Source organism: Mesorhizobium sp. P2_D1, from assembly GCF_056404455.1.
On record NZ_JBFUDZ010000036.1, the window covers coordinates 46,062 to 58,949 of the forward strand.

General features: G+C 62.4%; 15 protein-coding genes, 1 pseudogene and 1 riboswitch. Of the genes and pseudogenes, 4 read left to right on the top strand and 12 right to left on the bottom strand.

The genetic code is table 11. The features are described 5' to 3' along the window. Positions 1–4: 4 nt before the first annotated feature. Entirely contained in the window at positions 5–286 is a 282-nt protein-coding gene (locus tag AC1D0I_RS23100; protein ID WP_095091794.1) for a DUF982 domain-containing protein, read from the bottom strand. 74 nt (positions 287–360) lie between these two features. Between AC1D0I_RS23100 and AC1D0I_RS23105 the strand changes: the two genes are divergently transcribed. Further along, complete coding sequence (locus AC1D0I_RS23105) at positions 361–618, top strand: hypothetical protein (protein WP_095091414.1); 258 nt, start codon at positions 361–363, stop codon at positions 616–618. A 278-nt stretch (positions 619–896) separates the two neighbouring features. Here the strand turns inward: AC1D0I_RS23105 and AC1D0I_RS23110 are convergent, their stop codons facing one another. The 7 genes and pseudogenes from AC1D0I_RS23110 to AC1D0I_RS23140 form a co-directional block, all read right to left on the bottom strand. Continuing rightward, on the bottom strand, positions 897–1,061 hold the full coding sequence (locus AC1D0I_RS23110) for a DUF3309 family protein (RefSeq protein WP_095091793.1): 165 nt from the start codon (positions 1,059–1,061) through the stop codon (positions 897–899). A gap of 256 nt (positions 1,062–1,317) precedes the next feature. After that, complete coding sequence (locus AC1D0I_RS23115; protein WP_477397970.1) at positions 1,318–1,953, bottom strand: methyltransferase family protein; 636 nt, start codon at positions 1,951–1,953, stop codon at positions 1,318–1,320. A gap of 503 nt (positions 1,954–2,456) precedes the next feature. Continuing rightward, entirely contained in the window at positions 2,457–3,479 is a 1,023-nt protein-coding gene (locus AC1D0I_RS23120) for an ABC transporter substrate-binding protein (RefSeq protein WP_477397972.1), read from the bottom strand. Beyond that, positions 3,472–4,251 carry an ABC transporter ATP-binding protein gene (locus AC1D0I_RS23125; RefSeq protein ID WP_477397974.1) on the bottom strand — a complete coding sequence of 260 codons (780 nt, stop codon included), beginning with the start codon at positions 4,249–4,251 and terminating at the stop codon, positions 3,472–3,474. The genes AC1D0I_RS23120 and AC1D0I_RS23125 overlap by 8 nt, the downstream gene beginning before the upstream one ends. Beyond that, positions 4,248–5,003 carry an ABC transporter permease gene (locus AC1D0I_RS23130; protein WP_477397996.1) on the bottom strand — a complete coding sequence of 252 codons (756 nt, stop codon included), beginning with the start codon at positions 5,001–5,003 and terminating at the stop codon, positions 4,248–4,250. Before AC1D0I_RS23130 ends, AC1D0I_RS23125 begins: the two co-directional genes overlap by 4 nt. A gap of 99 nt (positions 5,004–5,102) precedes the next feature. Further along, a pseudogene (locus tag AC1D0I_RS23135) lies at positions 5,103–5,676 on the bottom strand (YkoF family thiamine/hydroxymethylpyrimidine-binding protein). Beyond that, a riboswitch (TPP riboswitch) is annotated at positions 5,667–5,780 on the bottom strand. Its footprint overlaps the pseudogene before it by 10 nt. A gap of 104 nt (positions 5,781–5,884) precedes the next feature. Continuing rightward, the gene (locus tag AC1D0I_RS23140) at positions 5,885–6,805 is read right to left on the bottom strand and encodes a LysR family transcriptional regulator (protein ID WP_477397976.1); all 921 of its coding nucleotides are present in this window, start codon (positions 6,803–6,805) and stop codon (positions 5,885–5,887) included. Positions 6,806–6,950: 145 nt separating this feature from the next. Here AC1D0I_RS23140 and AC1D0I_RS23145 point away from each other — a divergent pair, with 145 nt between their 5' ends. Together AC1D0I_RS23145 and AC1D0I_RS23150 are read left to right on the top strand one after the other, a co-directional pair. Continuing rightward, entirely contained in the window at positions 6,951–7,688 is a 738-nt protein-coding gene (locus AC1D0I_RS23145; RefSeq protein ID WP_477397978.1) for an SDR family oxidoreductase, read from the top strand. Positions 7,689–7,872: 184 nt separating this feature from the next. Beyond that, positions 7,873–8,967: a nucleotidyltransferase family protein gene (locus AC1D0I_RS23150; protein WP_477397980.1), complete on the top strand. Its 1,095-nt coding sequence runs from the start codon at positions 7,873–7,875 to the stop codon at positions 8,965–8,967. A gap of 81 nt (positions 8,968–9,048) precedes the next feature. On the opposite strand, the gene msrA is transcribed toward AC1D0I_RS23150, so the two are convergent. Next, positions 9,049–9,567 carry a peptide-methionine (S)-S-oxide reductase MsrA gene (gene msrA / locus AC1D0I_RS23155; RefSeq protein WP_477397982.1) on the bottom strand — a complete coding sequence of 173 codons (519 nt, stop codon included), beginning with the start codon at positions 9,565–9,567 and terminating at the stop codon, positions 9,049–9,051. Positions 9,568–9,702: 135 nt separating this feature from the next. After that, positions 9,703–11,247, bottom strand: coding sequence for a glycosyltransferase family 39 protein (locus tag AC1D0I_RS23160; RefSeq protein ID WP_477397984.1), 1,545 nt, complete (start codon positions 11,245–11,247; stop codon positions 9,703–9,705). Between the two features lie 194 nt (positions 11,248–11,441). On the opposite strand from AC1D0I_RS23160, the gene AC1D0I_RS23165 reads away from it, so the two are divergent. After that, complete coding sequence (locus AC1D0I_RS23165; protein ID WP_477397986.1) at positions 11,442–12,149, top strand: hypothetical protein; 708 nt, start codon at positions 11,442–11,444, stop codon at positions 12,147–12,149. A 118-nt stretch (positions 12,150–12,267) separates the two neighbouring features. Here AC1D0I_RS23165 and AC1D0I_RS23170 read toward each other — a convergent pair whose 3' ends face one another. Both AC1D0I_RS23170 and AC1D0I_RS23175 read right to left on the bottom strand, forming a co-directional pair. Further along, positions 12,268–12,591, bottom strand: a complete 324-nt coding sequence (locus AC1D0I_RS23170) for a hypothetical protein (RefSeq protein ID WP_095091790.1) — start codon at positions 12,589–12,591, stop codon at positions 12,268–12,270. Beyond that, on the bottom strand, positions 12,591–12,776 hold the full coding sequence (locus AC1D0I_RS23175) for a hypothetical protein (RefSeq protein ID WP_477397988.1): 186 nt from the start codon (positions 12,774–12,776) through the stop codon (positions 12,591–12,593). The genes AC1D0I_RS23170 and AC1D0I_RS23175 overlap by 1 nt, the downstream gene beginning before the upstream one ends. Positions 12,777–12,888: the final 112 nt, after the last annotated feature.

Consider the following 12,888-nt stretch of genomic DNA (forward strand, 5'->3'; position numbering starts at 1 on the left):
TGATTCAATTTTGGCCGGACGGCATCGACACTTCACGGGGTTCAACGAGGATATCCGCTTCGATTGCGGCGCTGATGAACGCCGCTCGTGCCGCCGAGGCTTCCTTCCTTCCCTCAAGCACGGCCAGGCAGACCTTACGGGCTGCCATGTGCCTTTGCCCTGTCGCAACCGGCCAGCGGTTCATCAGAATGTCGGCGGCCTGAGCGACACGCTCCACGTTGAAGATCGAGTTTCGCGACCGGCCGAGCGCAATCCTCACCGGCTCATCGAAACGCTGGTCCTGCACCACGCCACCTCCCGAAATCGAACGTGCCGACCTAGTTCCTTGTAGTGTGATAGATTTCCTGAGGAAGGTGCAAGATGTCCGATTCCCAAGGCCAGAAAAGTCCCAAACTGATTGTCGTGGTCGCGTTCGACCGCGGCGATGACGGCGAATTGTTTCCGGCCTTCGGCCCTGCCGACCAGCAGAGCGAGGACCGCGCCATCCGCACGGCCAGGGCACTGGCGGCAAAACATGTCGGCGTCATCGCCTGGAGCCGAGAGGCCGACCCGACACTTGGCGAGTACGGTCCGCCGAACACCCTGTTCGTCAGCGGCGACGTGCCTGACATGGAATGATCGATTGGCCTCGGCCCCTGGCCCGAACTCAATGTCGGCGGCAAACCGGTTTCCTAGACCGCCAAGCAAAAGCCCGCCACGGGCGAACCGGAGCGGGCCTTGGAGGAGGACAAGGGGTGGGACCCTTTCCTCTTGTTTCCACGGGGGGTGTGGACCGCGATCACCTTACAAAGTTTTCCAAACAAGCCGGATCACAAGCCGGCTTGCGAAGTTCACATTCCGGTGCGCGCCGGAATCGACGCGGTCACGGGATTGCGATCGGTTCGGCAAGCAAGCGGCTAGATCCGCCCGAGCACGACAAGTACGATGATGATGAGCAGCACGAGCCCGAGACCGCCGCCGCCATAGTAACCGGTACCATAGAATGGACCGCCGCCGAGGCCACTGAAGCCTCCGAGCAGCGCTATGACAAGAAGAATGATAAGTATGGTTCCAAGGCTCATGGTTTCCCGCTCCTGTAGACGCTGACGCGCCGGTTTAAACATCGTCGAACGCAATGTTTCGTTGACGTGAACGTTCGAGCAGCCTTACCGTTCCGCGAGATTGTAATGCAGCGCATGCATGAAGAAGATTCGCCGGCAAAATGAAAAAGGGCCCGCCACCTTGCGGCAGCAGGCCCTTGGCCTTTTCCAGCTTTAACGGCGCGAGGTCAGCAGGCGCAACTCGCGGTGTAGCTGCCTCTGTCCACAGGCCTTGTTGTCAGACGATCCCGTAGTACAGCCTGTAGCGGACGCGCTTCATATAGTCCCGATATTCCGGCGTGGCGGCAAGCAGCGCCTCTTCGCGCAGGATGCGATGCACCTGGAAGAACGTGATGACGGCGTAGACGGCGAGATTGTAGAAGGAAAAGGCCGACAGCAGGAACAGGACATGGCCAACCAGATAGCCGGCATAGATCGGGTGTCGTACCAGGCGATAGGCACCCCCGGTCATCACGCCGCGATTGCCCGGCAGAATGGCGAACGAACGCCCGAGCGATGCCTTTCCCCAGATTACGAAACTCAACGCCAGGGCTTGCAGCGGCGCGGCGACATAGATCGGGATGATGGCAACGCCCGGCTCGAAGGTGATGAATCCGACACCGAAGCTGGCAATCACGGAGACGATCACCGTGAGCGGGTTCCAGTCGCGAACCTGCGGCCGCCGCGACAAAAGCAGCCAGGTAAAGGTTAGGATCTCGGACGTCGCCACCAGTGCCACATTGATACGGGTCGGGTCGAGCATGAGGTGGTGTATGCCGCGATAGACAAACAGCCCCGCGAAAGCCAGCGCGCAGAGCCGAAAGAAACCTTCCCGCAGGTCGACCAGGATTTCCCGCTTTCGGGCTGCGGACAAAATCCCTTCGTCGTTGACGTGCGAAAGGGTTTCAATTTTTGACATGAGCAAGGCCAAGCACCCGGTTATCCCTCGGGGCGACCTTTGCACGCAACCATTGCCGTACGGTTAATCAAGAAGATCAGATCGGCAGTAAAGCGCTTATGTGTCTCCGGACGCCAGCGAACGCCTTCAACGATCGTGCGAAACACGAGCAGGATGTCTCCGGCCCCAGGCAAAGATACGCGTCTCTGCTGTCTTCGGCTCCACAGCAAAGCCGCCGAGGCGCTGCGTGCACAATTGGCCGTGCTCAACCATGTCATGTCGCGGGAAACCGGAGCCACCTGTCGCGTGGCGAAACTCTACGCAGCCGCTTTGTCGCTGCAGGGTGAACCCGGGCGGCATAACCACTCTGCTCTATGAGATCGCGTGGAATTAGCTGGAATCTGCCAATGCGTGCGCGTTTGACGGGAAGCTGCCACGCCACGCGAGTCCTTCGAAGTTTCGAGAATCAGATAGGCTCCCTACCCCAGAGTTGAGTTGCTGAAGTACTCCGCGAATTCAGGGCGTTGCGTCAGAACTTTGCCATCGGCATCGCGCAGAATGCCCGCAGCGAAGAGGTAGTCGCCAATCGCGTGCATCTTGGTCGGATCCATCGTGCCGATTGCGCCATTGTCCCCGCGCAAATAGTGGCCATCGATCAGTGCCTTCAGCGAGGCTTCGATCAGCGCCGGATTTGTCAATGTGTCCTTATTGGCGGCGATCAGAAGTGCGGCAGCCGCATCGGGATGGTCGACGGCGAATTGGTAGCCGCGCCGCGTCGCTTGGACGAAGGCGGCCGCAGGTTTGGGGTTTGCCTGGAGATAGGCCTCGCTCGAGGAGATCAGGGTCGTGTGCTCATCAGGCACGCCATAGTCGGCGTAGACGAAGCTGCGCTGCTTGACGCCTTTCAACCCGGCTTCAACACCTTCCCAGGTCGAGACCTCCAGCGTGAAATCGACCGAACCGTTGGCCAGCGCTTCATAGGCTGAAGTGCCGAGTGTCACCGTCTCGAAATTGCCCTTACCGCCATCGTGGCGGATGATGGTGCCGATCAGGGCGTTTTCCCAGGCGCTGCCGAAGCCGCCATAGGTCAGGCCGTCAAGGTTCCTCGGGCTTTTGATCTCGCTGCGTGCCGCGTTGAACACCAGCCGGCCGGTTTCGGATTGCACGACGGCATAGACGCCCTTCAGGTCGGCTCCGGCGGTTTTCTGGGTGAACAGGCTGATGGTGCCGTTGATGCCGAAATCGGCGACGCGGTTGGCGACCAGGGTGCCGGCACCGGTATCGCTGTAGGGCAGGATGTCGACCTCGAGCCCGGCTTCGGAATAGAACCCTTTGTCGCGGGCGACGAACAGCCCGATGTGGTTGGTGTTGACCGTCCAGTCGAGGGCGACGGTGACCTTTTGCGCAGCCGATTGTGCTTGGGCACGGCCAGCTCCGGCCACCAGCGGAAGACCGGAGACAAGGGTGAGCAACAAGGCCTGCCGGCGCGTCAAGTCAGTCATGGTCGTGTCCTTTGGATGAGTGCGGGTTGGGCTCGGGGTTGAGCAGGATGTCGAGTATCTCGGCCTCGATTGCGCTTGTCTGCAACGCGTCAGCGCCGCCAAGGCTGCGCAGGCGCGGCAGCGGCACCTTGATTTCGCGGACGATGCTGGCCGGACGCGCCGACAGCACATAGATGCGGTCGGACAGGAAGACGGCTTCGCGCACATCGTGGGTGATCAACAGTGCCGTCCAGCGATGGCGCCGCCACATCTGCTCGAGCCAGCGCTGCATGGCGGTGCGGGTCAGTGCATCGAGCGCGCCGAACGGTTCATCGAGCAAAAGCATGTCGCGCTCCTGCACCACGGTGCGCAACAGCGCCGCGCGCTGGCGCATGCCGCCCGAAAGCTGCGCCGGAAAGTGCCGTTCGAAGCCGGCAAGCCCGAACTCGGCAAACAGCGGCGCAACGCGCGCCCGCGCCGCCTTGCGCCTGATGCCTTGCACTTCGAGCCCAAGCGTCGTGTTGTCGAGGATGCGTCGCCACGGCATCAGCGCGTCACGCTGCGGCATAAAGGCGAAATGCCTGCCGTGGTCGTCGAGCGGCGTGCCGTCGAAGAACATGTCGCCCTCGCCGTGCTGCGCGCCGGTCAGAAGCTGGAACAGCGTCGACTTGCCAGCGCCCGACGGCCCGAGCATGGAGACGAATTCACCGGCGCCGACGCTGAGCGAAATGTCGGCGAGCACGTCGAGCCGGCCAAATGCCTTGCGCACATGCCGCAGTTCGAGCCGGCTCATCGCCACGGCCCCGTCCCGGCGGGGTGCTGGCCGGCGGCCCGTTCCCAGGGCATGGCAAGGCGCTGCAGGAGCACCGTCAGCCCAAACAGAGTGAGCGTGAGCGCGGCGGTGACACCGACGGCGGCCAGCACCAGATCGGGGCGGAAATTGTTCTTGGCGTTGAGCATGTAGATGCCCAGCCCCTTCGCGGCACCGGCATATTCGGCGAAGATGGCGCCGACCACGGCATAGGTGATGGAGATCCTCAGGCCTGCGAAGAAATAGGGCAGCGCCGAGGGCAGTCGCGCCAACAAGAAGACGCGCCAGCGCCCTGCCCCCATGGCGCGCAGCATCTGCCCGATCTCGGCCTCCGTCGCCTCGTAGCCCTGCACCAGCGCCACCAGCATCGGAAAGAAGGTGACCAGCGCCACCAGCATGATCTTGGGCATCAACCCGAAGCCGAACCACAGCACCACCAGCGGCGCGATCGCCACCAGCGGCAAGGTCTGGCTGACGATGAAGACGGGAAACAGCGCACGCCGCAGCGGCCGGAAGAAGTCGACCAGCATCGACAGCGCAAAGGCCGCGCTGAGCGAAAAGGCAAAGCCGATCAGCGTGGCCCGGATGGTCGGAATGGCATTGTCGACCAGCGCTTCACGATTGAGCATCGCCTGCTCGAACACACGCGAAGGCGCCGGCAGTGTCGTCGACTTGATGCCGGAATAAGTGGCATAGAGCTCCCAAGCCAGCAGCAGCAACCCGACCGAAATCATGGCCGGTGCTGCCTTGACAAGAAGGCTCGCGATCGGGCTCGAAGCGGCTGATGATGAGACCACGGGCATAACCTTTGACGGGGTCGCGAATGCGGCCGCTCAGCTGGCCGACGGGCTGTTCGCCGAGACCGTGACGTCGAGAGTTACGTGGCCGGCGCCTGGCCCGAAGCGGCAGAAGGCTTCGTCCAGCGCCGAAAAGATCGCGCCGGCATCCCCGCGCGCCGGACTGCTTGAGAAAATCGATGCAGCCGTAGATCTCTTCCATGTGGTCGTCGGTGCCCATCACATAGAGCGAGAACTGCGCTGCCGCCGGCTGGCCGGTCAAAGCCGCGCCACGCACCGCGGCGATTGCCGCATCCATGCGCGGGCCGAGGGGGCCGACAGGCCCACCAAGCGCATCGGAACGGCAGATCGGATCATCCGGCTCGCCAGGGCAGCCGCGCGAGATGGTGGCTGACAACACGCAATGTTTGCCGCTGCGTGCCGCCGCCACGAACAGGTCTCGCATCGCCGGAAACAGCACTTCGGGCGGCCCGACCAGCAAGGTCGAGATGTCGTCGGTCTCGATCCTGAGCCGATCGCGGTAGGGGTCGAGCCCATCCAGCGCGCCAAGGATGACGCCGACGAAATCGTCGGCCATGGGATATAGGGAAATCTGTGCGCCTGAAAACATCGCCCGCCTCGCTCCGCTGGTATTACCCAGATCAGCTTCTAGGGTCTGTGGGCTTGCCGCCCCCGTCTCAGCCCCGACCGTACGGAGCACCCCTGTGGATGCGCGGGTTAAAGCACCATTCGAGTTGAAGCGAAAGCCGTTTTTTTGGTGTGCTCCTCCAAAAGCATTGCGCCAGGCCTGCGAAACCGGACCGTCGAGCGACAAACTTTCAACCAACAGGCGTTGTCTGGCGCCGGGTATGCGCATGGCGCAGGAAATCGACGAAGGCCCGTACGGTTGGTGCTGTATGACGCTGCTTCTGATAGCAGAGGAACCAACCGGGAAAGGCCGCGCACCAATCATCCAGCAGCGACACCAGCTTGCCGGCATCGATCAACGGGCGCACGAGGTCTTCAGCCCAAAAGGCGATGCCGACGCCCTGCACGGCGGCGGCAATCGCCATGTCGCGGCTGGAGACGACAAGCGGACCATTGACCACGACCGAGAACCATTCGCCGCCTCTGGCGAATTCCCATGCGTAGGGCCCGGCACTGCCCGGCCGGCGCCAATTGATGCAGCGGTGCTGGAGCAGATCGGCCGGTGCCGACGGCGATCCGTAGCGGGCGAGGTAGTCCGGCGAGGCCACGGCGAGTTGGCGCTGCGTGCCGCCAAGCGCCACCGCGACCATGTCGGATTCGAGAAATTCGCCGAGCCTGGCGCTGACATCATAGCCGGCCTCGACGATGTCGACGGCGGCATCGTCGATCGTCACATCGAGCACGATGTCCGGCCATGCCTCATGAAAACGGCCAAGCAACGGCTCCAGATAGGTGGCGGCGGCAACGCTGGGCATATGGACGCGCAAGACGCCGGCCGGTGTGTCGCGCAAGGCCGTCGCATCGCCGACCGCCGCCTTCATCTCGGCCATAGCCGGCGCGAAGCGCGCATGCAGGCGCGCGCCGGCTTCGGTCAAGGAGAGGCTGCGGGTCGTGCGGTTGAGCAGGCGCAGGCCAAGCCGCGTTTCGAGCTGACGGATCGTCTGGCTGAGCGTCGACGCTGAAATCCGCAGATCTTCAGCGGCACGGGCGAAGCTGCCATGCGCCACGACAGCGGCAAAGGCTTTCAGCTCGGCATAGTCGCTACCTCGCATTATGCCAGATTCTCCAATGAGTATGATGGCATCCTATCGCATTTTCGGTATGGCGTCTGCTGCCTAGCTTAAGGACACGCCTCGGACGGCTGCGATCATCGGCATCGAACACACCTGAATCTCCCTCTGAACAGGAGCAACGAAGATGCAGAAACTCAACGGAAAAATCGCCTTGGTGACCGGCGCCTCCTCGGGCATTGGCGCGGCAACCGCGCTGGCGCTGGCGGAGCAAGGTGCTGTCGTCGCCATCGCGGCGCGACGTCGGCAGCGCCTCGACGACCTGGCCGCGCGCATCCGCGACAACGGCGGCGAGGCCTTGGCCATCGAGACCGACATCACCGACGAGGCACAGGCCACAGCCATGGTCCGGCGCGTGCTGGAAAGCCATGGCCGGCTGGACCTGCTGTTCAATGTTGCCGGTGTCGGCGTCGCCGCACCCTTCCAGAACACCACCACCCGCGAATACCGGGAGATGGTCGACATCAACATTCTGGGTCTGCTCTACACGATCAACGCGGCGCTGCCGTCAATGAAACGGCAGGGATCAGGCCACATCGTCATCGTTTCGTCGGGCACCGGCCGCTACATCCACCCGTCGGTGGTCTATTCCGGCACCAAGCATGCGGCCAGCGCTATCGCCGAATCATTGCGCCGCGAAATCGGCAAGGACGGTATCCGCGTCACGGTGATCGAGCCGGGCGCGGTCAGGACCGAGTTCACCGCCAATATGCGCGACGATGTTCGGCTGGCTGTCGAGCAAAGGTTGGGCGACATGGAGCAACTGGAGAGCGAGGACATCGCCGCCGCCATGCTCTACGCAGTCTCGCAGCCACCAAGGGTCAACGTCAATATCCTGACCCTCTATCCGATACAGCAGGCTTGATAATCCGCCGCAGCCCGTTCCCCGCCGCAATGGATTGCTCCGTGGCGTATGAGCGTGGCGCCAGTCCGACAGTTATAAGTTTTTCGCAATTTTCTTATAACTCACTTGAAATGCGGAGCAAAAGCGCGCAGCTATAAGAGAACCGCAAATTTCTTATAACCTAGAGACATTGGTCGAACGCACGATGAAATCGATCGACATCGCTTATCGCACCTTGTTCGCTGAACTCGTGCAACGAAGCCTGGACGCGTCGTTCCAAACCGACTTCTCGACCGCGGGCAATTTCGTGCGAGTCCCCGTAAAAGGCCGCGACTACTGGTATTTTGAGGAGACTCGGCCGAAGACAACAAGACGATATGTCGGCCCGGCCGACGATCCCGAGATCGCAAAACGCGTCGCCGCCTTCAGGGAAATCAAAAGCGACCTGAAGAGCCGTCGCAAGCTTGTATCGACGCTTGTCCGCGAGGCTGGGTTGACGGAGCCGGAGAAATTTACCGGTGATATCGTTGAAGCCCTTGGCAAGGCCGGGTTTTACCGCCTGCGAGGCGTACTGGTCGGTACCGTCGCGTTCCAAACCTACGCCGGATATCTGGGCGTAAGGCTACCGGGGGTGGCGCTGCAAACAGGCGATGCCGACTTTGCTCAATTTCACTCGGTTTCCGTCGAAGTGAACGACAGTCTGCCGCCGATCATGGATGTGCTGCGCGATATCGATCCTTCGTTTCGCGAAATTCCACACCGAACGGATGCCGGTCGCACCACACAGTTCGAAAACGCTTCCCGGTATAAGGTCGAATTCCTGACCCCAAATCGGGGCAGCGACGACTACGCCGACCACGCGAGCGCGATGCCGTCTCTGGGCGGCGCGTCGGCGCAGCCTTTGCGATTCCTGGATTTTCTGATCCGCGAACCCGTAAGAACCGTCTTGCTGCATCGATCCGGAGTCCCGGTGCTGGTCCCCTCACCCGAGCGATATGCTGTCCACAAACTGATTGTTGCTTCCCTGCGCCAAATGAATGCAAACGGCGCCGCAAAGCGGGAAAAGGACATTCTTCAGGCAAGCTTGCTTGTCGAGGCGATGAAAACTGCCCGCAGGCAAGACGACCTCGCCGCGGTGTTTGCCGAAGCATGGAACCGTGGCACCAGCTGGCGTGATGCGATCCAGCGGGGTCTTCGTATGCTCGATCCCGATCGGCAAGACATGGTCGAAACAATCGTTCGAAGGGCACTTTCGGACATTGGTGAAAAGCTGGACGGCTTCACCAACGCGGCAAGCTGACTGAAAAGGCGTTTGGAATGCAACGATGCCGCTCGACGACCTCGTCAAGCGGCATGCCTGGCAGAACCGGCGCTGTAGACCCTACGAAACCGCCTTCTGGCGAACCGGCAGCTTCCAGCCCGGTCTGACGAAGTGGCAGGTGTAGCCGTTGGGGTATTTCTCCAGATAGTCCTGATGTTCGGGCTCGGCCTCCCAGAAGGGGCCAACCGGTGCGACCTCGGTGACGACCTTGCCCGGCCACAGGCCAGATGCGTCGACATCGGCGATGGTGTCTTCGGCGATTAGCTTCTGTTCATCGCTCGTGTAATAGATCGCCGAGCGATAGCTCATTCCGACATCGTTGCCCTGCCGGTTGCGGGTCGTCGGATCGTGGATCTGGAAAAAGCGCTCCAGCAGCGTGCGATAGCTGATCATGGCCGGATCGAAATTGATCTCGATGGCCTCCGCATGGGTGCCATGGTTGCGGTAGGTGGCATTGGGCACATCGCCACCGCTGTAGCCGACACGGGTGGAGATGACGCCGGGATAGCGCCGTATCAAATCCTGCATGCCCCAGAAACAGCCGCCGGCAAGCACTGCGCGTTCGGTCGAAGTCGCCATATCACGTCTCCTCAAAAAGCAATTCCAGGAAAAATGCGTAGTGGTTTTCCGTCTGGAATTGCGCAAAAGCAAGTTGGATCTCCCCATAAATGGGCATTGTCTCTTGCTTCGTCCAGCGGACCGGCCGACCCTGCTTCAGTTGCCGGGTTGGGCGAGGCTGTCGATCACACTCGGCAGCTGCGGCGCGCCGGGCGGAACGGCCGCAAAGCTGATCGCCATCGGCGGCGCCTTGAGCGACCAGTCGAAGAGAACGGTTTTGACCGGCAGTTTGCCTAGCCACGCCTGCAGATAGGGTGGCACGTCGCGCCCGGGCCAGACCAGGAGTATGCCGTGATCGCGCAGCCGCTGCTTGGTGATCCAGGGGGCGTACTGCATGTTCAGCTCGGTGAAGATCGACGGCTTGTCATAAGCATTGAGGCCCGCCAGCGGCGCAACAATGTTATGGCCGCCGACGATGTCGAGCCGACCGGGCGTCGCCGCGTGCCAGACGGCTTCTGCCTCATCCGAGATCTTCTGCGCCGGCCAGCAGACGGCGTCCATGCGCCCGCGCAGATTGCATTTCGTCCAGCGGATGCCCGCATAGGCACCAGATATGGCGATGATGCAGATGAGCGCGCAGATTACCAGCTTTCGCATCTCGACGGCGCCGAGACGGTGGCCCAGGAAGGCGAGCGCCACGACGCCCGCAAGATTGTACATCGGCGCGCCCCAGGCCTCGCCTGTGCCGGTGAACAGGGACGCCACCATGATGAGGATCGCCGGGCCAAGTCCCATCCACAGGAGATAGATAAGCGTACCGCGCCCGACCGGCTCTTGCGGCGGGGGCGAGCGCCGCAGCAGCCCTGATATCGCCAGCACCAGAAAAAAGCCGCAGAGTCCGGCCGTCTGGACGCCGATATAATAAAAGCGGGAGCGATGCGCCATCACCCACTGATCGCGCCAGGCGGCGTAGGTCAGCGGCAGGAAATCGACGCGGTAGAGCTCGATGGCCAGCGGTGCCGCGACAGCGACGCAAACCGCAAGCCCAAGCCATGGCCAAGGCGTGGCGAGCCGGCTGCGTGCCCGCGCGTCGGACAACAGCCAGATCGCGCCAAACAGCAACAGCAGGCCGGTCGAGAACTTGGCGTAGAGCCCGACGCCCGACACCAGTCCGAGCGCCAGCCACCAGACCGGCCCACCGCCGCGGCCCGCACGCCACAACAGCCAGCAGATAGCGGCCCAGAAGGGCATCTGCGCGTAGTCATGATTGAACTGCGGGGTCGGCCAGCCGAAGAAATAGAGCGACGGCATCAACAGCACGGCGGCCAGCGCACGCCTCTGCCCGAGCATGTCGCGGGCCAGCAGATAGACCAGGACGAACGTCGCCGAGATCGTCAGCTGGGCCACGAGATATTGCGGCCAGCGGAACGATCCGGTCAGGAGATGGCTGGTCTCGAGCAGCCATGCGGGAAGTTGCGGATGCTTGTAGGTCAACAGCACCCATTCGCGTCCCCACATGAAGCCTTCGACGACATCGTTGGGCGGTGAGACGTTGATAAGCGCCGGTGCCACCGTCCAGCACAGGATCTGCATCAGGCACAAAAGCGCAAGCAAATGCCAGGGATGACGGATCAGATTGGACAAAACCGATGGGGAATGGACGCCGGCGGCGGGCAATCCCGCCGGCACCAAGTGATCCATGGATCCATCTATCCCCGCCATGCGGCGCTTAAATCACATAGTCCGGTTTGACGAACAGCCCCAAAAATCGAAGCTTACGAAAAAGTATAGCTGTGTGCCATTGCAGCACCAAGATCGGGCAGGAGCATCGGCGTCCTCTCTCCAGGCAGGACAGCGTTGCACGTCTGACCCTGTCCGAAAAAATCCGGGTCCCGATGCGCCACCACCATGCCGTCATCCACTACCGTGCGCTCGACTTCTGGATGGCGCGTGCGGCCGTCCTCGTCATCATCTGCCTGCAGCTTCTGGTCATCAACAACCTCTCCTTCGGGCCGCGCTGGCTGGCGCCGGCGCTGGAAGCCGCCCTGCTGCTGCCCTTGTCGGTGGCAACGGCCTGGACACAGGTCGCCACAAGAAAAGCGGTCGAGGATCACGAATGGCATGCGATCGGCCAGTTTCGCGTCATGATCCGCAGAACGGCCCTGACCATGACCGCCATCATCAGCGTCATGAATTGCGGCTCGCTGGCCCTGCTGGTGCGAGCCTTGCTGGAGGGGCACGCCGGCAACAGCGGCACGACGCTGTTGATCGACGCGCTCAACATCTGGGTGACCAACATCATCGTCTTTGCCCTGTGGTTCTGGAGCACCGACCGGGGCGGGCCGCCGACCTGCGGCCTCGTCAAGCTCGCGCAGGCTGATTTCCTGTTTGCGCAGATGACGCTGAACGACCGTGATCTCCGCGATTGGCTGCCCGGCTTCGTCGACTATTTCTTCCTCGCCTTCACCAATGCGACAGCCTTCTCTCCGACCGACACGCTGCCACTCAGCCAACGCGCGAAGCTGCTGATGATGGCCGAGGCCATGATCTCGCTGCTGACCATCGCGCTGGTCGCGGCACGCGCCGTCAACATCCTTGCCTGATCGGGCCGGAACGCAAAAAAGCCCGCCACCTTGCGGCGGCGGGCAGGCTCTGGAGTGCTAGGGATCAACCAAGCATAGGGTCAACGAGCGGCGGAGGGGTTGGTTGCCGTTTGCGGTTTCACTCCTGCACCCCCGGCTTGAACCTGCGAACGACAAACTCGAACAGGATGTCAGAGATCCACATGGCGCAGACGCCGATCAGGAAAGCCGCTGCAAGCGTGGTGGTGTCGTCGGCGGGGTCGGGCATCGGCAGGCCGGCGATCCTGACATAGGACACCACCGGCAGCGTCAAATAGGCCGCGGCAAGCGCGCCGCAGATCGGCGAAGCCACCATTTCGCGCAGCTTGTAGCGATGCCGCGACAGCGCCCGCAGGACGCCACCGGCAAGGCCGGCGGCGACGACCGGTCCCTTGATGCCGAGCAGGTCGAACAGATCGTGCATCACGGCCTCCATCCACAAAGTGCCTGGCCCTTTTCATTGTGCGCCAGGATCGCCGCCACCGTCGCGCCGGAAAGAGTCGCCACTTCTGCCTTTGCCAGCCGGATGGGATGCTCGACCGCGCAGAACGACCCGCCAGCACTTGCGCAGCCGGCCAGCAGGACCGAGAGCACTGTGATCTTGACCATTTCGCCAGCCTCCCCCTGTTGTCGGCCGGCGTCCGGCCGGCAACGGCGTCGTCGATCTTCTGGGCTTGGCTGCGCGCGGCGGCGTCGGCGGCATCTTGCCTCGCCTTCTGGC